The 19,345-nt window shown below is 52.7% G+C and carries 18 protein-coding genes and 1 other annotated feature; of the genes, 13 read left to right on the forward strand and 5 right to left on the reverse strand.

Going from position 1 to position 19,345, the window contains the following annotated elements:
• Positions 1-55: 55 nt before the first annotated feature.
• The 7 genes from pgeF (at position 56) to ileS (ending at position 6,951) form a co-directional block, all read left to right on the forward strand.
• Positions 56-901, forward strand: a complete 846-nt coding sequence (pgeF, locus tag J2X61_RS09500; RefSeq protein WP_274471007.1) for a peptidoglycan editing factor PgeF — start codon at positions 56-58, stop codon at positions 899-901.
• 47 nt (positions 902-948) lie between these two features.
• Positions 949-1,635 carry a YggS family pyridoxal phosphate-dependent enzyme gene (locus tag J2X61_RS09505; RefSeq protein ID WP_274471009.1) on the forward strand — a complete coding sequence of 229 codons (687 nt, stop codon included), beginning with the start codon at positions 949-951 and terminating at the stop codon, positions 1,633-1,635.
• Positions 1,636-1,676: 41 nt separating this feature from the next.
• Positions 1,677-2,099, forward strand: a complete 423-nt coding sequence (locus J2X61_RS09510) for a cell division protein SepF (protein ID WP_274471012.1) — start codon at positions 1,677-1,679, stop codon at positions 2,097-2,099.
• A 65-nt stretch (positions 2,100-2,164) separates the two neighbouring features.
• Positions 2,165-2,404 carry a YggT family protein gene (locus J2X61_RS09515; protein WP_379240621.1) on the forward strand — a complete coding sequence of 80 codons (240 nt, stop codon included), beginning with the start codon at positions 2,165-2,167 and terminating at the stop codon, positions 2,402-2,404.
• A 2-nt stretch (positions 2,405-2,406) separates the two neighbouring features.
• The gene (locus J2X61_RS09520; RefSeq protein WP_396135422.1) at positions 2,407-3,189 is read left to right on the forward strand and encodes a YlmH family RNA-binding protein; all 783 of its coding nucleotides are present in this window, start codon (positions 2,407-2,409) and stop codon (positions 3,187-3,189) included.
• A gap of 105 nt (positions 3,190-3,294) precedes the next feature.
• Positions 3,295-3,777, forward strand: coding sequence for a DivIVA domain-containing protein (locus tag J2X61_RS09525; protein ID WP_274471016.1), 483 nt, complete (start codon positions 3,295-3,297; stop codon positions 3,775-3,777).
• A gap of 74 nt (positions 3,778-3,851) precedes the next feature.
• Positions 3,852-4,102 (forward strand) — a binding site (T-box leader).
• An 80-nt stretch (positions 4,103-4,182) separates the two neighbouring features.
• Positions 4,183-6,951 (forward strand): isoleucine--tRNA ligase, encoded by a 2,769-nt coding sequence (gene ileS / locus J2X61_RS09530; protein ID WP_310187532.1) that lies wholly within the window; start codon positions 4,183-4,185, stop codon positions 6,949-6,951.
• A gap of 54 nt (positions 6,952-7,005) precedes the next feature.
• Here ileS and J2X61_RS09535 read toward each other — a convergent pair whose 3' ends face one another.
• A complete protein-coding gene (locus J2X61_RS09535; protein WP_274471019.1) occupies positions 7,006-7,749 on the reverse strand; it encodes a TraR/DksA C4-type zinc finger protein in 744 nt (247 codons plus the stop codon).
• A 120-nt stretch (positions 7,750-7,869) separates the two neighbouring features.
• Here J2X61_RS09535 and lspA point away from each other — a divergent pair, with 120 nt between their 5' ends.
• The 3 genes from lspA to J2X61_RS09550 are packed head-to-tail and all read left to right on the forward strand — an operon-like array spanning position 7,870 to position 10,511.
• The gene (lspA, locus tag J2X61_RS09540) at positions 7,870-8,397 is read left to right on the forward strand and encodes a signal peptidase II (protein WP_396135423.1); all 528 of its coding nucleotides are present in this window, start codon (positions 7,870-7,872) and stop codon (positions 8,395-8,397) included.
• Positions 8,372-9,322, forward strand: a complete 951-nt coding sequence (locus J2X61_RS09545; RefSeq protein WP_274471021.1) for an RluA family pseudouridine synthase — start codon at positions 8,372-8,374, stop codon at positions 9,320-9,322. The genes lspA and J2X61_RS09545 overlap by 26 nt, the downstream gene beginning before the upstream one ends.
• Positions 9,323-9,353: 31 nt before the next feature.
• Positions 9,354-10,511 carry an aminotransferase A gene (locus tag J2X61_RS09550; RefSeq protein WP_310187533.1) on the forward strand — a complete coding sequence of 386 codons (1,158 nt, stop codon included), beginning with the start codon at positions 9,354-9,356 and terminating at the stop codon, positions 10,509-10,511.
• A gap of 52 nt (positions 10,512-10,563) precedes the next feature.
• Here J2X61_RS09550 and J2X61_RS09555 read toward each other — a convergent pair whose 3' ends face one another.
• The 4 genes from J2X61_RS09555 to J2X61_RS09570 all read right to left on the reverse strand — a co-directional run bounded on the left by J2X61_RS09555 (position 10,564) and on the right by J2X61_RS09570 (position 16,107).
• Positions 10,564-11,688, reverse strand: a complete 1,125-nt coding sequence (locus tag J2X61_RS09555) for an N-acetyldiaminopimelate deacetylase (protein WP_274471024.1) — start codon at positions 11,686-11,688, stop codon at positions 10,564-10,566.
• Positions 11,689-11,709: 21 nt separating this feature from the next.
• A complete protein-coding gene (dapD, locus tag J2X61_RS09560; protein WP_310187535.1) occupies positions 11,710-12,420 on the reverse strand; it encodes a 2,3,4,5-tetrahydropyridine-2,6-dicarboxylate N-acetyltransferase in 711 nt (236 codons plus the stop codon).
• A gap of 82 nt (positions 12,421-12,502) precedes the next feature.
• The gene (locus tag J2X61_RS09565) at positions 12,503-14,383 is read right to left on the reverse strand and encodes an ABC transporter ATP-binding protein (RefSeq protein WP_310187537.1); all 1,881 of its coding nucleotides are present in this window, start codon (positions 14,381-14,383) and stop codon (positions 12,503-12,505) included.
• Entirely contained in the window at positions 14,380-16,107 is a 1,728-nt protein-coding gene (locus J2X61_RS09570) for an ABC transporter ATP-binding protein (protein ID WP_274471029.1), read from the reverse strand. The genes J2X61_RS09565 and J2X61_RS09570 overlap by 4 nt, the downstream gene beginning before the upstream one ends.
• 427 nt (positions 16,108-16,534) lie before the next feature.
• On the opposite strand from J2X61_RS09570, the gene pyrR reads away from it, so the two are divergent.
• From pyrR to J2X61_RS09585, 3 genes are read left to right on the forward strand one after another with little or no spacing between them, the layout of a single operon-like run.
• Positions 16,535-17,053 (forward strand): bifunctional pyr operon transcriptional regulator/uracil phosphoribosyltransferase PyrR, encoded by a 519-nt coding sequence (gene pyrR, locus J2X61_RS09575; RefSeq protein ID WP_379240623.1) that lies wholly within the window; start codon positions 16,535-16,537, stop codon positions 17,051-17,053.
• 5 nt (positions 17,054-17,058) lie between these two features.
• Positions 17,059-17,955 (forward strand): aspartate carbamoyltransferase catalytic subunit, encoded by an 897-nt coding sequence (locus J2X61_RS09580; protein WP_396135424.1) that lies wholly within the window; start codon positions 17,059-17,061, stop codon positions 17,953-17,955.
• 20 nt (positions 17,956-17,975) lie between these two features.
• Positions 17,976-19,259, forward strand: coding sequence for a dihydroorotase (locus J2X61_RS09585; RefSeq protein ID WP_310187542.1), 1,284 nt, complete (start codon positions 17,976-17,978; stop codon positions 19,257-19,259).
• The last annotated feature ends 86 nt before the right edge of the window (positions 19,260-19,345 follow it).

A 19,345-nucleotide genomic window follows, 5' to 3' on the forward strand; every position in this document is an offset into this window, starting at 1 on the left:
TATTTTTTTATGCTAAAGTAGAAGGAGACGGATGGAAGAGGAGAGAGGCAGACGAATGGAACCGTTTGTTCAACAAACCAAAGAGGATCAGCCGGTCCTTTATACGATAGCCAGTTGGATGGATCAATTCGAAAAAGTGACGGCGGGGTTTACGTCCCGCCACGGCGGCGTAAGTGAAGCGCCGTATTCGACGCTGAATTGCGGACTGCATGTTCATGACTTGCCTGACCATGTGATCAGGAACCGCGAGCTGCTGGCCGAAGCCGTCGGCGAGCCGTTCGAAGCCTTTACCTATGGGGAGCAAGTGCACGGGAATGAAATTGCCATCGTCCGGCAGGCGGATAAGGGGAGAGGGAGGACTTCGCGGGAATCGGCTATTCAAGCGAGGGACGGTTTCGTGACGAATGAAAAGGGAATCGTGCTGTGCGCGCAGTTCGCGGACTGTGTGCCGCTGTTTTTCTATGATCCCGTCCGTCATGTGGCAGGACTTTCGCACGCGGGTTGGAAGGGCTCGGTACTAAACATTTCCATGGCTACAATATCCTTAATGACGCATACTTTTGGTAGCCAGCCCTCGGACATTCGGGCGGCTATCGGACCTTCCATCGGCGTTTGCTGCTATGAGGTGGACCGAACCGTTGCGGATCGCGTCTACGCCGTGCTCGCCGAGATCCAAGCTTCACAAGCGGAGCAGCTTGAAGTCATTCGGAGCAAGGAGAATGGGAAGTACATGCTGAATTTGCAAGAACTAAACCGAAAATTGTTGCGCCAAGCAGGAATTTTGTCGTCCCATATCGAAGTATCCCAGTTATGTACGAGTTGCAGAACCGACACTTTCTTTTCTCACCGAAGAGAAGGGGGTTCAACAGGGAGAATGGTTGCTTGGATCGGTCTTCGATAAGATGAGCTGGGCAAGCGGCATTGTGGAATTGAGGTGTTCATAGCGAAATGAGTTTACTGACACGCATGAAGGAAGTGGAGTCTCGCGTCGCTGCCGCCTGTCAACGGGCGGGGCGGGATACGAAGGAGATCAATATCATTGCGGTGACCAAATATGTTTCCCTAGAGACGACCAGGAGCGTCCTGGATGCGGGCATGCGGCATATCGGCGAGAACCGCTGGCAGGACGTCAAGCCCAAGTGGGAGGCGCTGCACGAGCGCGGAACCTGGCATTTCATCGGTCACTTGCAAACGAATAAAGTGAAGGATGTCATCGGCAAGTTCGCCTACATCCATTCGCTGGACCGGATGTCCCTCGCCAAGGAATTGGACAAGCAGGCTGCAGCGCTTGGCATCCAAGTAAATTGCCTGCTGCAAGTGAACGTCTCCGGCGAAGAATCGAAGTACGGCATTGATCCCCAGCAGTTCTTCGAGTTCGCTTCCGAGGTAAGCAAGCTTCCGCATATTCAGGTTACCGGCTTGATGACCATGGCTCCCTATGAGATGGAAGCTGAAGCGACCAGACCTGTGTTCAGAGGCTTGCGGGAACTGCGGGACCGTTTGAACGATCAGCGTATTTTTCCTTACGAAATCAAGGAGTTGTCCATGGGGATGTCCGGCGATTTCGAGGTTGCGATCGAGGAAGGGGCCACCTGGATACGTTTGGGGACCGTCTTGGTTGGAAAAGAAGAATAATGGTTACATAGGATTGAAGATGAGGACAGGAGGGAACGATAATGGGAGTTTATAACAGGTTTATGAATTTTCTGGGGCTTCAGGAAGAGGAAGAAGTTGTAGAGCGTGAACGAATCGTGGAAACGCCGGAAGAACCTGAAACCAATCCTTATGAATTGCGTAATAAAAATAAGGCGAATGTCGTCAGCATTCACTCACAGAAGAACGCGCGCGTCGTACTGAGCGAGCCGAGAACGTATGAAGAAACGCAAGACATCGCCGATCATCTTCGCTCCCGCAGAGCGGTGGTTGTCAATCTTCAACGAGTTCGCAGCGATCAGGCCGTACGCATCGTAGATTTTTTAAGCGGTACGGTATATGCTTTGAATGGGTCTATTTCCAAACTGGGACCGAATATCTTCCTCTGCACGCCGGATACAGTTGATATTCATGGCCACATCTCCGAAATGGCAAGTGAGGAATAGACGCATATCCTAACACAGAGGTGGATGCGTACGTGGAATACGTTCACTATTATTTAAGCATTTTGATGGAAATTTATTATTTCATGATTATCGGGTATCTCATTCTCTCCTGGTTCCCGAATGCACGTGATAGCTTTATCGGGGGGCTGCTTGGGAAATTGGTCGAACCTTACCTGAGTCCTTTCCGCAAAATCATTCCTAGCATCGGCTTCATCGATCTTTCGCCGATCGTGGCGTTGATCGCATTGCGCTTCGTCGTTATGGGGATTGCAGCTGTTCTAGATTTCATCGTAGGGATGTTTTAATCTTGCAAAAAGAACTTTATCGGCATTTTCATTCGGATGAACATTACTTTGTAGATAAAGCCTGGGATTGGGTGGAGCGGGCGGCACAGCAGCACGCTGTGAAGCTGACGGACTTTCTGGATCCCAGACAAGCTTTCATTCTCACCTCCTTGGTGAACCGGCATCCTGACGTCCATTGCCGCTTGGACGGCGGCTATGAGGCCGCTGAGCGCAAACGGGCGCTCATTGCACCTGATTACCGTTCATTGGATGATGACGACATGGAGATGGCGGTTCTCTCCGTTTCATCCGGGGACCGTAAGTTTCTGACATTAGAACATGGAGATTACATGGGCGCCATTCTTGGACTCGGCATGAAGCGGGACAAGGTTGGCGATATTCATGTTATAGAAGGTGGCTGCCACTGCTTGGTTACGCGCGATGCCGCCGATTATTTGCACCTGAACTTGTCGCAGGTTCACCGTGTGCACGTCTTAACGGAGCTGCTTCCGCCGGACAAGCTGGTGACGTCCTCCGCCAAGCTGGAGGAACTGACGCTATCCGTAGCGTCCATGCGGTTGGACGGAATTGTAAGCGATGTATTCAGGCTTAGCCGCGCCAAAGTGCTGATGCCGATCCAAGCCGGACGCTGCCGCGTGAATTGGAAGCTGGAGGAAGATCCGAGCAAGCCGCTGAAAGAAGGCGATATGGTATCTATGCAAGGGTTCGGCAGATTCAAGGTGCTCGAGGTTGAGGGCGTCACGAAAAAAGGGCGAATGCGTGTGAAGATCGGCAAGTTTGCCTGATCGTGGATAAATTATCCACGAACTTTGCAGGAATTGCTTAGTTTCTGTCGAAGTGTTCTTTATAGATGTGAGTTTTGCTAGGCAAAACGCTAAGGAGGGGCACTGATGCCATTAACACCGCTAGATATACATAACAAGGAGTTCTCCCGTTCTTTCCGCGGTTATGATGAAGATCAAGTGAATGAATTCCTCGATCAAGTCATTAAAGATTATGAGGCATTGATTCGTGAGAATAAAGACATACAAAATCAAGCTTTGGCTCTGCAGGAGCGGCTGGATCATTTCACGAATATCGAGGACTCGTTAAGCAAGACGATCATTGTCGCGCAGGAAGCGGCGGACGAAGTTCGCAACAACGCGAAGAAGGAAGCTCAGCTGATCTTGAAAGAAGCTGAGAAGAATGCCGACCGGATCATTAACGAATCGTTGACGCGTTCCCGTAAGGTCGCACTGGAGATCGAGGAGCTGAAGAAGCAAGCGTCGATCTACCGGACTCGCTTCCGGACGCTGCTGGAAGCTCAGCTGGAGCTGCTGAACAACGAAGGTTGGCAGAGCATGCAGTTCGACCAACAGAAGGAAGAAGCATAAGAAGATGGCGGTCCGGGCGGCTGTCGTATTGACTATGCCTACTGAATTCGTTATACTCCTGTTAAATGTATCTCAATAAAGCTATGACTGGAACGAGTAGGACGTGTGAGCAGTGTCAGCGAATTAGGGTTGTGGTGTGAGCCTAATCTCTGCAGCGTACCGAATATCCCCCAGGAGCGTCTCTTGAATGAAGTAGAGAGCAACGGGTCATGCCGTTACACATGATCGAGTGATTAAGCGAAGAGGATTGCGCCGCCGCGGGCAGCGTCCGTCCGATTGTTTAATAACGAGGGTGGTACCGCGAGCATAGTTTCTCGTCCCTTTGTGGGGATGAGAAGCTTTTTTTGTTTTCGGCCTCTTATATCCAAAGTTAAAGTCATTGAAGGTAAGAATGGAGTGGTTGGAATGGATTATGGCAAAACATTAAATTTATTGCAAACCGATTTTCCGATGCGAGGGAATCTTCCTCAGGCGGAGCCGAAAATTCAAGAGCGTTGGGAAGCCGAGGACATCTATGCCCAAGTGCAGGAGAGCCGCAAAGGCAGAACAAAGTTCATTCTGCATGACGGTCCTCCTTACGCCAACGGAGATATCCATATTGGACATGCGCTGAATAAAGTACTGAAAGATATCATCGTACGCTTCAAAACGCTGCAAGGCTATGATGCCCCGTATGTGCCGGGCTGGGATACGCACGGGCTGCCGATCGAGCAAGTGATCACCAACAGCGGGAAGGTCGACCGAAAGAAAATGACGGTGCCGGAATTCCGTGAGTATTGCAAAGAGTATGCGCTGCAATCGGTCGAGAAGCAAAAAAGCCAGTTCAAGCGTCTCGGTATTCGCGGCGACTGGAAAAACCCGTACATTACCCTGCAGCCGGAATATGAAGCCGGGCAAATTCGCGTCTTCGGGAAAATGGTGCAGAAGGGCTACGTCTACAAAGGGCTGAAGCCGGTTTATTGGTCTCCGTCTTCCGAGAGCGCGCTTGCCGAAGCGGAGATCGAGTATAAGGAGAAAACATCCTCGTCCATCTATGTCGCTTTCCCGGTCAAAGACGGTAAAGGCAAGCTTCCGCAAGATGCTGCCATCGTCATCTGGACGACAACGCCGTGGACGCTTCCCGCCAACCTGGGCATCTCCTTGCATCCGGAGTTCGACTATGTCGTCGTACAAGCCGGAGGCAAGAAATATGTGCTTGCCCAAGGCCTGCTGGCTGCGGCTGCCAAAGAAATCGGGTGGACGGATTATGAAGTGCTCTCCACCGTGAAAGGCAGTGAGCTGGAGTACGCAACGTGCCAGCATCCGTTCTATGACCGCGAGTCGCTCGTTATGGTAGGCGAGCATGTTACGCTCGAAGCCGGTACGGGCTGCGTACACACCGCGCCTGGACACGGGGAAGACGACTTCGCCATCGGCCAGCGCTACAATATCGGCGTGCTGTGCCCGGTGGACGATCAAGGTCATTTTACAGCGGAAGCTCCGGGCTTCGAAGGCTTGTTCTATGAGAAAGGCGGCAAGCTCGTCATCGAGAAGCTGCAGGAATTAGGCTTGCTGCTGAAAGCGGGCGAGATCCAGCACCAATACGCGCACGACTGGCGGACGAAGAAGCCTGTCATTTATCGCGCAACGGAGCAATGGTTCGCTTCGATCGATAAATTCAGACAAGAGATGCTGGATGAAATTAAGAAGGTCAAATGGACGCCGGAGTGGGGCGAAATCCGTTTGCACAACATGATCGCCGATCGCGGGGATTGGTGCATTTCGAGACAGCGCTCATGGGGCGTGCCGATTCCGATCTTCTACTGCCGCAGCTGCAATGAGCCGCTGGTCAATGAACAAACCATTGAGCACGTCGCCCAATTGTTCGAGCGCGAAGGCTCCAATGTATGGTTCATCCAAGATGAGAAGGACTTACTGCCGGCGGGAACTTCGTGCTCCAAATGCGGTCACGGTGAGTTCCGCAAAGAGACGGATATTATGGACGTGTGGTTCGATTCCGGCTCCAGCCATGTGGCGGTACTGGAATCCCGTCCCGAGCTGCAGTGGCCGGCTGATCTGTATCTGGAAGGCTCCGACCAATACCGCGGCTGGTTTAACTCCTCCTTGATTACAGGTGTCGCCACAAGAGAGCAATCGCCATACAAAGGCATTCTCAGTCACGGCTTCACACTCGACGGCGAAGGACGGAAAATGTCCAAGTCGATCGGGAATACGATTGATCCGAATGCAGTTTCCGGGAAACTGGGAGCGGATATTCTTCGTTTGTGGGTTTCCTCTGTGGATTATCAGTCCGATCACCGGATTTCGGACAATATTTTGAATCAGACAACGGAAGTGTACCGCAAGATTCGTAACACGCTGCGCTTCCTGCTCGGCAACTTAAGTCATTTCGATCCGGCTGCCGATCAAGTTGCCGCAGCGAATATGTCCGAGCTTGACCGTTACGCGCTGATTCGTTTGAACCGCATGATCGAGAAGGTCGTTAAAGCGTACGATGCGTATGAGTTCCACGTCGTGTACCAGACTATTCACCACTTCTGTGCGGTCGAGATGAGTTCGTTCTATTTGGATATCATCAAAGACCGACTGTATGCGAATGCGCCTCATGATGCCGCTCGCAAAGCTTCGCAAACCGTTCTGTACGCAACGTTAGTCGCCGTGACGAAATTGATTTCACCGATTCTCGCGCATACCACCGATGAAGTGTGGAAATACATTCCAGGAGTAGAGCTGAGCAGCGTTCAACTTGCCGAGCTTCCTGAAGCCAATACGAGCTTGTATAATGAGCAGTTGGAAACCAAATGGAACGGCTTCCTGGATATTCGTGACGAAGTGCTGAAAGCCCTTGAAGAGGCGCGTAAGGAGAAAGTCATCGGTAACTCGCTGGGTGCTGCCGTGCATCTGTATCCGAACGAAGCCGCATACAGCTTGCTGTCGCAGCTGGATCAGCTGGATCAGTTGTTCATTGTGTCCCAAGTCACCGTCCATCAGCCTGGAACAAGCGCACCGGAAGGAGCTTTCCAATCCAAGGATACGGCGATTGCCATCTCCGTGGCGGAAGGCGAGAAGTGCGAGCGCTGCTGGATAGTCACTCCAGAGGTTGGGCAAAGTAAAGAACATCCAACTCTGTGCGTCAGATGTAATGACGTGGTTACGGCTCACTACCACGAATAAAGAAAGAGCAAACGGGCTTTCGCTTTACAGCGGAGCTCGTTTGCCCTGTTTATTTTAGAGAGGCTCATCATCAAGATGGGAACGGTCATCCGGTTCGAGGAGCGGTTCGCCTTCATCGCTATGCATATAGTTCCGGTAGGCTTTGCTGCGTACGATCGTCACATGCTCGCCGTATAAATCGGTGGCAACGAAGCTTTCAAAGGACTCCACATAGCCTTCATGCTCATCGGCTTCGATGTACATCTCGTTGTAATTCTCAACGTTGGGATCTTCGGCGAAGGCCGGCGTATTGGATGTGCCCCAGCTTTCGACGATCTGCCATGCATCTTCACCGTCAAATTCAGTCTCGTCCTGACGTTCGTCCAAGCTCGTGCGACCAAACGGCGGATAAAGGACTCGTTCCTCCACAGGTCGGCGGATGGAGCGCTCCGGATCCGGGACATGCTCCAGGCAATAAAGGGTCGTCGGTATAGCCTGCAGCCGCTCGAACGGAATCGGGGTCTGGCAGAATACACAGTGGCCGTAATCCCCATTTTCCATATGGACCAAGGCTTCGTCTACTTGCTGCAAATGAAATTCGGCATGTTCATTCAGAGAGATATCTTTCTCACGTTCATAAATTTCGGTCGCCACATCCCCGGGATGATTATCGTACATCGAAAGTTCGCCTGTACCGTCCCTGAACGAATTGGCCAAGCCATAGTTGTCATTCGTGGCAAAATGTTTCTCGAGATCAACCTTTTCCTCCAACAGCTGCAAGTATAATTGTTTCAATTGTTGCTCGGTTAAATGACTCATCAGCTCAACAGCTCCCTTCTAACAGCTGATCCATACCGTTATAATGCCGTGAGGCTGCATTTTTTAGTGAGGTAATTCCTTGAAAATCAGGTACGCATAACTTTTAGGGGGAAAAGATTAATGAAATATTTGAAATACTACTTCTATGCGCTTATCGTTTTTATCTTGGATCAAGTGTCCAAATGGACGATTGTCAAACGGATTCCGCTAGGCGAGGAACGTTCCGTCATCGGGGAATTTTTCATGATCACTTCGCACAGGAACAAAGGTGCTGCCTTTGGCATTTTGCAAAACCAGCGCTGGTTCTTCATCATTATCACAACGTTCGTTCTGATTGGCATTGTCTGGTATATGCGCCGTACGGTACGTGAAAATAAAAAATTATTGACTTTTGCGCTCAGCTTGCTGCTTGGCGGTGCCATCGGCAATTTCGTTGACCGGGCATTATTCGGGGAAGTTGTGGATTTCCTTCAATTTACTTTCGATTTCAGCTTTTTCGGCAAAGATATTTATTACATCTATCCGATTTTCAATATTGCTGATTCCGCGATCGTGGTCGGGGTTATCCTGATTTTCCTGGATTCGCTCTTAGCTTGGAGACAAGAGAAAAAGGGAGGCGCCCATGAGCCTAAATCAGACCTCGTCTGAGCTATCATCCAATGAACCTGTCGAATGGACAGTTGAGAAGACGTACGCGGGAGAACGCATCGATAAATTCATCACGGAAGCCTTGGAGGAGGACGTATCCCGAACCTTGGTGCAGCAGTGGGTCAAAGACGGGCATGTTCAGGTGAACGGGAAAGGGATCAAGCCGAACTACAAGCTTGCCGAGCAGGACGTCATCACGCTGCAGATTCCCGATCCGCAAGGCGTTGAACTTCTCGCAGAGAACATCCCGCTGAACGTCGTATATGAGGATGCGGACGTCATCGTCATCAACAAGCCGCGGGGCTTGGTCGTGCATCCGGCTCCCGGACATTATTCGGGCACGCTGGTGAATGCGCTGATGTACCATTGCCGCGATTTGTCGGGAATCAACGGGGAGCTTCGGCCCGGAATCGTGCACCGGATCGATAAGGATACATCGGGACTCATTATGTCAGCCAAAAATGATAAAGCGCATGCCGGCTTGGCCGAGCAGTTGAAAGCTCATACGGTGAACCGCAAATATATCGCTTTGGTCCACGGGAAGCTCCAGCATGACCAAGGAACGATCGACGCACCGATCGGCCGGGACTCGCATGACCGCAAGATGTACACCGTAACGGAGAAAAACAGCAAGCATGCCGTGACGCATTTCGTCGTACTCGAACGGTTCGGCGATTTCACGCTGGTCGAGCTCAAGCTGGAAACGGGGAGAACGCATCAAATTCGCGTGCATATGAAATTCATCGGACACCCCTTGGTCGGCGACCCGATGTACGGCAAGAGCAAAGGCAATCTGATGGAAGGCCAGGCACTGCATGCCGCCATTCTGGGCTTCGAGCATCCGCGCACCGGAGAGTGGCTGCAGTTCGAAGCGCCGATTCCTGAAGATATGGCCAATTTGCTGCAGACGATTCGAACATCCTAGGATTCATTTGAGAGGGAGAGGAGTGAATCACTTGGAACATTTAATCAATCCACAAGTGAAAGATATACAGATTTCGGGCATCCGGAAAATTTCCAATCTGGTTGCCGCCATTCCAGGGGCGTTAACTTTGACGATCGGGCAGCCGGACTTCCCGACGCCGCGGCATATCATTGAAGCGGGGCAGAAGGCGCTGGATCAAAACAAAACCGTCTACACGCAAAATCCGGGCTTGTTGGAGCTGCGGGAGGCCGTTTCTCATTTTGTCAATGTGAAATATGGGCAAACGTACCGGGCGGCGGACGAAATTATCGTGACTGCCGGAGCCAGCCAGGCTGTCGACATCACGCTCCGTACGATTCTAACGCCGGGGGCGGAAGTGATACTGCCGGCTCCGATCTATCCGGGCTATGAGCCATTGATCCGGTTGGCGGGCGGAGTTCCTGTCTACGTGGACACGAGATCGAACGGTCTGAAATTAACCGCAGATTTGCTGGCACCCTATTTAACGGATAAGACGCGTTGTGTCATCTTATGTTATCCATCGAATCCTACAGGACAAGTTCTGACGCAGGAGGAGCTCACGGATCTGGCTCGCTTGTTGGAAGATCGGGAGCTGTTCGTGCTATCCGATGAAATCTACAGTGAGCTGGTCTATGGCGTCAAACATCACTCCATTGCGAACATGGGCAAGCTGCGGGAGCAAACGATCGTCATCAACGGATTATCCAAATCTCATGCCATGACAGGGTGGCGGATCGGCTTCACTATGGCGCCTGCGAGTATTACGCAGCATATGGTCAAGGTCCACCAATACAATGTGACCTGTGCCAGCTCTGTGAGCCAGTATGCAGCCTTGGAAGCTTTGACGGCCGGGATCGATGATGCGCTGCCGATGCGTAAAGAATATGAGGAGCGCCGCGACTACGTCTATAACCGATTGACGGCTATGGGCTTGGAGTTGGAAAAGCCTGACGGCGCATTCTATTTATTCCCGTCGATCGCCAAATTCGGCCTTCCGTCACAGGAGTTCGCCATGAGGCTGCTGGAGGAAGAACATGTTGCCGTAGTGCCAGGGGACGCCTTCACGTCCTATGGCGAAGGGTACATTCGAATTTCCTATGCGTATTCGCAAGAAGTGCTGGAAGAGTCGCTGAACCGGTTAGAACGTTTTATCGGCAAACTGGCATAAATGGTAAAAAACCTCCGAATCCACGTGGAACGTGGGATTGGAGGTTTTTTTGTTATTGATTCGATTTAAACGTCAGGTAATCAGTTATGGTATCGATAGCGACGTCAATGGCACGTTCATCCGGGTTCAGCTTCGCGTGGTGCAGGCCGTGAGGCGTATCGACGCCAAGCCAGAACATGAAGCCCGGAATCTGCTCCAAGAAGTAGCCGAAGTCTTCGCCGGTCATTGCTTCCGTGCACTCGACGAGCGTTACCTGATCCCGATCCTGCAGCCAGTCCATGAATTCGCGGGTCAATGCAGGCGTATTGAAGACCTGCATGTAATTCGAGCCGTAATCAATCGTGGCCTTGCAGTCAAATGAAGCCTCGATGCCGGCTGTGATCGCTTCGATCCGCTGCTTCACCTGCCGCATGGAGTCTGCGGACAAGGTGCGGATCGTGCCTTCCAGCCGCGCATTCTCCGCGATGATGTTCTGCTTCGTGCCGGCTTCCAGCTTGCCGATCGTGACGACGGCAGCGTCAAGCGGATTCACATTGCGCGAGACTATCGTCTGCAGCTGGCCGACCATTTGCGCCGCCGCGATGATCATATCGTTCGCGCGGTGCGGATACGCCGCGTGGCCACCCTTGCCGTGCAGATCGATGAATAGTTCGGACGTGTTCGCGAATAGAATCTCAGGCCGTGTCGCAATGGTGCCGACCGGGTATTCCGGGGCGATGTGCAGCGCCACCATCTGATCGGGCTTCCAGTCCTGGAATTCCTCGGCCCCGAGCATCGGCAGCGCGCCGCCGGGACCTTCCTCCGCAGGCTGAAACAACACAACCAGATCATCCTTCATCGGGTGATGAACAAAGTGCGATACGACGCCCATGCCGATCGCCATATGAAAATCATGCCCGCAGGCATGCATATAGCCGGGATGCTCGGAAGGAAACGGGAGTCCCGTATCCTCCGGAATCGGCAGCCCGTCCATATCAGCGCGGTAACCGAAGCGCTGCGAAGGATTCAAACCGCGGATATAGACAAGAATGCCGGTACGCCATGTGCGTATCGACATTCTATCTTGAGGCAACTTGCTTAACTCGTCAAGCAGCAGCTTCTGCGTTTTGAACTCCTGAAAGCCCGGCTCCGGGATTTGATGCAGCTTGCGCCGCAGTAGGGCAAAAGGGCTCAGCATCACGATCTCCTCCTGCGCCTCTTACAGCTTACGCAGATCCGCCAGGATTTCCGTTTTGGATTTTGTTTTGTCGTCGACTTTCTTAATTACACGGGCAGGAGCGCCTGCAACGACTGTGAAAGGCTCAACGTCTTGCGTTACGACAGCGCCTGCGGCAACGACGGAACCTTGTCCGATGCGTACGCCTTCGAGAACAACTGCATTCGCGCCGATAAGCACGTCATCTTCAACCACGCAAGGTTGAGCTGACGGAGGCTCGATAACGCCGGCAACAACTGCGCCTGCGCCGATGTGGCACATTTTGCCGATTTGGGCGCGGCCGCCAAGAACGGCGTTCATATCGATCATCGTGCCGTCGCCGACGGAAGCACCGATGTTGATGAGCGCACCCATCATGATGACGGCGTTATCGCCGATATGTACTTTATCACGAATAACGGCGCCCGGTTCGATACGCGCGTTGATCGGTTTCAGATCCAGCGTAGGGATTGCGGAGTTACGGCGGTCGGATTCAACGACATAATCAACCACTTTATCTTTATTCGCATCCAATACAGGCGCAATTTCGCTCCACTCGCCGAAAACGACGCCGCTTCCGCCGGAGATGAACGCTTGGCTGCCTTCGCCGAACGCAAGGCCGTCCAGGTTTCCTTTTACGTATACTTTGACAGGGGTTTTCTTTTTGCTGTCGCGGATAAATTGAATAATTTCCATCGTGTTCATTTCAGACATGGTGACATCTCCTTCAAAAATTTGATTGACTCTCCTATATTAGCAGAAAGCCAGCAGGAGAGCCAATATATTCACTACAAGTTTAGACAGCTTTCGTCGCAAATTGGCTGTTATACAGATCGGCGTAGAAGCCTCGCTGCTCCAGAAGCTGCTCATGCGTGCCCTGTTCGATGACGCTACCGTGATTCATCACCAGAATCAGATCGGCTTCCCGGATCGTCGAGAGGCGGTGCGCAATGACGAAGCTTGTGCGATTCTCCATCAAATGATTCATTGCACGCTGAATGGATACCTCAGTCCGCGTATCGACGGATGAGGTCGCTTCATCCAGAATGAGGATGGCCGGATCCGCCAGAATCGCCCTCGCGATAGTGAGCAGCTGCTTTTGGCCGTGGGATAGGTTGGAAGCTTCTTCATTCAAAATCGTATTGTAACCATCCGGCAGTGTGCGAATAAAATGGTCCGCATAAGCGGCGCGTGCCGCGTTCACGATCTCATCTTCCGTGGCGCCAGCACGACCGTAAGCAATATTGTCGCGAATCGTGCCATTGAACAGCCACGTATCTTGAAGCACCATGCCGAACAGCCCGCGGAGTTGACTCCGGGCCATGAGGCGCGAATCAATGCCGTCAATGGAAATGGTGCCTCCATTCAATTCATAGAAGCGCATCAGCAGGTTGACGATCGTTGTTTTGCCTGCGCCGGTCGGACCGACGATGGCAACCGTCTGCCCCGGCTTCACATCGATGTTCATATCCTCAATCAGCGGTGCGTCCGGCTTATAGGAGAAGGCGACATGGTCGAACCGCACATGTCCGCGAACCATTGCGGCGGGTTTCGCATGCGGCTCCTCCGGTACTTCTTCAGGCTCATCGAGCAGCTCGAAAATGCGTTCCGCTGCCGCGATGGTCGATTGAATGACGTTCGCAATGTTGGCCACCTGGGTAATCGGCATGCCGAACTGTCCGGAATATTGGATGAAAGCCAATATATCGCCGATTTTGATTGCGTTATGCGTGACCATGACCCCGCCGATCACACTGACCAGCACATACCCGATATTCCCGATGAAGGACATGAGGGGGAAGATCATGCCTGAGATGAACTGCGCTTTCCAGCCGGAATGATACAGCCGATCGTTGATTTCGTTGAATTTCTCGATGGATTGCTGCTCCCGGCCGAATGCCTTCACAATCGTGTGCCCGGTGTACATTTCCTCTACGTGGCCGTTCAATTCACCTAACGTTCTTTGTTGGCCGATGAAAAATTTCTGCGACTTGGAAGCGATCAGCTTCGTCCCCATGATGCTTAGCGGGAGAGTGATAATCGTAACCAGCGTTAGCAAAGGCGAGATCGTCAGCATCATGATAATGATCCCTACCAGAGTCACGATGGAGGTAATCAGCTGCGTCAAGCTCTGCTGCATGGTGGAGGAGATCGTGTCTACGTCGTTCGTAGCCCGGCTCATCGTGTCGCCGTGACTGCGGGCGTCGAAGAAAGATAAGGGTACCCGGGTCAACTTCTCGCTAATATCTTTGCGCAGATGGAAGACGATTTGCTGGGTTACGCCGACCATGATGCGCTGCTGGATGAACGTTAAGATGGAGCTGATCACATAGAGCGCAGCCAGGATCAGAACGATGTGAAGCAAAGCGTCGAAATCGATCTTGGCGCCGGGGATTCCTTTCAGCTTGGCCATGGAGCCTTCATAGAGCATGGTCGTTGCATTGCCCATGAGCTTCGGGCTGATGATACTGAATACGGTGCTTAACACGGCGGCGATAAATACCGACGTAATGGAAAATTTGTAAGGCTTCATGTAACCGGAGAGGCGGCGCAGTGTTCCTTTGAAATCTTTGGCTTTCTGGACGGGCATGCCCATAGCGCCCATGCCTCCGCGTCCGAAGTGCCCGGGGTTTACCCCTGGGGAGGAAGGCCGCTGGTTTCTGGATTGGTTGCTCATGCGATTTCCTCCTCTGACAGCTGGGAAGCTACGATTTCTTGATAAACGCTGCAAGATTGAAGCAGCTCCTCATGCGTGCCGATGCCGGCAATGCGGCCATCCTCGAGCACAATGATGCGGTTGGCATCAAGAATTGTACTGACGCGCTGCGCTACGATGATCTTCGTAGCTTGTTCCGTTTCGGCTTTCAAAGCCGCACGCAGCTTGGCGTCTGTTTTGAAATCAAGCGCGGAGAAGCTGTCATCGAAGACATAGATATCCGGTTTCCGTGCGAGCGCCCGGGCTATCGCCAACCGCTGCTTCTGGCCGCCGGATAAATTCGCTCCCCCTTGGCTGAGCACGGATTGATAGCCGTCTTTCAATTCGGCGATGAAGCCGGCGGCTTGTGCGGTCTCGGCGGCTTGCGCGATTTCGGCGTCCGTCGCCGACTCGCAGCCGAAACGGATGTTGTCGGCAACCGTGCCGGAGAATAGCGCCGCCTTCTGCGGCACATACCCGATGCGCTGCCGCAAGCTTTCGAGCGGCAGCTGCGGCAGCGGCTGCCCGTCGATCGTGATCGCACCTGTATCGACATCGTAGAAGCGAAGCAGCAGATGAATCAGCGTCGATTTGCCGGAGCCTGTGCCGCCGATAATGGCCGTCACCTCGCCAGGCTCGGCGCGGAACGAAATGTCGCGGATCGCCGGCTGCTCGGCGCCGGGGTAGCGGAAAGTAACATGATGAAACTCAATGGCTGCCGGTTGATGGAGAGCAGGACTTGGCGCGGCTTCCGCTTCAAGGATCGTAGATTGTAAGCCCAGAATCTCCAGAATACGAACCGAAGAAGCCGACGCTCTCGGAATCATCATGAAAATCATCGTCATCATGAACATAGAAAACATAATCTGCATCGCATACTGGATGAAGGCCATCAGGTCGCCGATCTGCATCTGATTCTGATCGATCCGTAACCCGCCGTACCATAGAATGACGACGATCCCCAGATTGAAAACGAGCATCATAATGGGCATCATCGTCGCCATCAGCGTATTCACTTTGATCGCCGTCTGCGTGTAATCCAGATTCGCTTTCTCGAACTTGCTTTTCTCATGACCTGAGCGGTTGAATGCCCGAATGACGCGAATGCCGGTCAAGTGCTCGCGAAGCACGAGATTGATGCCGTCGATTTTCACCTGCAAAACTTTAAATAAAGGAAGGCCTTTGCGCATAATGCCGATGATCGCAAGAATAAGGATAGGAATGACGGCGATCAGCACAAGCGCCAGATGGGTGTCCTTATAGGTCGCCATGATGACGCCGCCGATCAGCATCGTCGGTGCGCCGATGAACATCCGCATCATGACGATCACCTGCTGGACTTGCGCGATATCGTTCGTTGTCCTCGTGATGAGGGAGGAGGTGCCGAGCTTGTCAAACTCGTGGAGCGAGAAGCTTTCGACATGGCTGAACAGCTTGCGGCGCAGATCCCTGCCGAATCCTGTCGCTGTCTTGGCCAGCAAATAGCTGGCGACAATGACGCAGGCCATAGCGCCCATCGCTACGAGCAGCATGTATGCTCCATATAGGAGGATGTAGGGGACATCTCCTTTCAAGACACCGACATCGACGATGTCTGAGAGCAGCGTAGGGAGGTACAGCTGAGCCAGAGACTGTGCTAGCATTAGAACGATGATGGCTGCGACTGAGACTCTGTAAGGTTTCAATAGCCTGAAAAGTTTAAACATGAGTTCCTCCTTAGCGATTGTTGGGCAACAGGCTGCTTATTCTATTTATATGTAAATTATAACACATGGAAAAGTTTATACTCAAAAAATGTTGGAACTGATATTGACTTATCGTGTCGAAAATGGCATAATTCTTTTAATTACATATGTACCTTTAAAAACAGTCCAGAGAGGCTGGCAAGGTAGTCGATGAGTAAAGACGGGATACACAGGATCGCGGATTCAGTGTATGTACAAGTATAGGGGTGCGTGCATCCTTATGCCCCGCTTTGTATCTTCATGCACACTTAACTCCTTGCCGAATTTGGGCAAGGAGTTTTTTGGCTTCATACGACCAGCCGATGCTCACGCTGCAAGTTTTCCTACGAACAATTGTTAGGAGGCGAACCAATTGAACGAAACAGCCGAACACACGATTATCGACGAAATGGGAATTCGTCGGGCGCTAACGCGGATTGCGCATGAGATACTGGAAAAGAATAAGGGGGTAGAAAATTGTACCCTAATTGGGATTCGGACCCGCGGTATTTATTTGGCGAAACGTGTCGCCGAACGCATCAAGGAGATCGAGGGCGTGCCGGTTCCGGTCGGCGAGATCGACATTACCTCTTACCGGGATGACAGGGTAAAGGTGAAATCCGCGCTGAACGTTCAGGAAGGCGGACACATTCAGATTCAAGACCGCAAAATCATTCTTTTCGATGATGTGCTGTACACAGGGCGCACCGTGCGGGCTGCGATGGACGCTCTGATCGATCTGGGCAGACCGCAAATGATCCAGCTGGCCGTACTCGTAGACAGAGGGCATCGCGAGCTGCCGATCCGCCCCGACTATGTAGGCAAGAACGTGCCTACCTCCAAGAGCGAAAGCATTGAAGTGCTGCTAACGGAAATCGACAACAAGGACGGCGTCATTATACTTCAACAGAGGGGGAAACAGGAGTGAGCACAGTGAGTACACAAACGAAGCATTTTCTGGGATTGAAAGGTGTCAGCGCAGGGGAGATCACAAGCATTTTGGATCGGGCGGCCCACTGGGAGCAGTTTCCGACGAAGGTGACGAACCAGTTCCATGGCAAATTCGTGTCCAACCTGTTTTTTGAGAATAGTACAAGAACCCGGTTTTCCTTCGAACTGGCGCAAAAGCGTTTGGGAGCGGATGTGCTTAACTTCTCCGCTGCGGAGTCCAGCGTCCAGAAAGGCGAGTCCATCTACGACACGGTGCGGACGCTGGAATCGATGGGCATCGACGCAGGGGTCATCCGCCTGAAGCCGAACGGCGTTCTCCAGGAGCTCGCCGAGAAGATCCGCATCCCGCTCATCAACGCGGGCGACGGCAACAACGAGCATCCGACGCAAGCGCTGCTCGACTTCTATACGATGCGCAAGCAATTCGGCAGCATCAAAGGGCTGACAGTCTCCATCGTCGGAGACATCCTGCACAGCCGCGTGGCGCGCTCCAACCTGTGGGGACTGCTCACATTGGGAGCGAAAGTGCAGTTCTGCGCGCCAGCCAGCATGCAGGCTCCGGAACTGGCGGAGTTCGCGTCGTATGTCTCCTTCGACGAAGCGCTGAAAGCGGATGTCGTCATGATGCTGCGCGTGCAGCTTGAACGGCACGACACAGGCCTGCTTCGCTCAGCGGAAGAATACCGCGAGCAGTACGGTCTGACGGCGGAGCGGGCAAGCCGGATGGCGCCTCACGCGATCATCATGCACCCGGCGCCGGTTAACCGCAATGTCGAGCTCGATGACGAGCTGGTTGAACATGAGAAATCGAAAATTTTCACGCAAATCGCTCACGGTGTGCCGATTCGAATGGCCGTCATCGAACGAGCTCTATCATAGAACAGGGGGATTTCACCACAATGGGCATTTGGATTCTAAACGGACTTACCGTTGATGCAAATAACGTACAGGCCACAAAACACATTCTAGTTGAGAACGATAAAATCGCACAGGTTCTGGATGCTGCCGAAGTTGCGGCGCCGCAAACCGAAGGCCATGAAGTGATCGATGCGGCAGGCAAATTGGTAGCTCCGGGCTTCATCGATATGCATGTCCATTTGCGGGAGCCTGGCTTCGAACATAAAGAAAATATCGCGACGGGGACTCGCTCCGCGGCAAGAGGCGGTTTCACGACAATCGCCTGCATGCCGAATACGAGACCGGTAATCGATACGGTTGATACAGTGAATTACATATTGGATAAAGCGGCCACAGAAGGCGTGATCCGCGTACTGCCTTACGGCACGATCACGAAGAACGAGCTGGGCCGGGAATTGACGGACTTCGCCGGCCTGAAAGAAGCGGGCGTCATCGGCTACACGGATGACGGCGTCGGCGTACAAAGTGCGCAAATGATGAAGGATGCGATGGCGCTGGCTGCATCGATCGGCATGCCGATCATCGCGCACTGCGAGGATGATACGCTTGTCGTCGGAGCGCCGGTAACGGAAGGCTCCTTCTCCAAGAAGCATGGCTTGAAGGGGATCCCGAACGAGTCGGAGGCGATTCATGTTGGCCGCGACGTGCTGCTTGCGGAAGCGACGGGCGTTCATTACCATGTATGCCACGTCTCCACAGAGCAATCGGTGCGTCTGATCCGTCACGCGAAGCAGTTCGGAATTAAAGTGACCGCCGAGGTATGTCCGCACCATCTGGTGCTCTCGGACGAAGATATTCCAGGACTGGACGCGAACTGGAAGATGAACCCGCCGCTGCGCACGCCGCGCGATGTGCAAGCGGTCATCGAAGGACTGGAAGACGGCACGATCGACATCATCGTTACGGACCATGCCCCGCATTCGGAAGAAGAGAAGGCCAAAGGCATGATGCTTGCGCCATTCGGCATTCTCGGCTTCGAGACGGCTTTCTCCTTGCTGTACACGCAATTCGTGCTGACAGGCAAGTGGACGCTCGGATTCCTCGTTGACCGCATGACGAAGAAGCCGGCTGACGTATTCGGACTTCCATACGGAACTTTGGAGGTTGGCAGCGTTGCGGACATCACGATCGTCGATTTGGAGACGGAGCAAGAGGTTCGGAAAGAAGAGATCGTATCCCGCAGCAAAAATACGCCGTTCATCGGTTGGAAGCTGAAAGGCTGGCCGGTTGTCACGATCGCTTCGGGCAAGATCGTTTATTCATAAAATCGGCAAATCCAGTCTCTATACGGCGAGTGAATTTTCGTGTATATTTATACAAAAAGATAATTTTTTATGCAGTGCAAGTCTAC

It is taken from the genome of Bacillus sp. 3255 (assembly GCF_031456485.1).
Taxonomy (GTDB): Bacteria; Bacillota; Bacilli; order Paenibacillales; family NBRC-103111; genus Paenibacillus_E.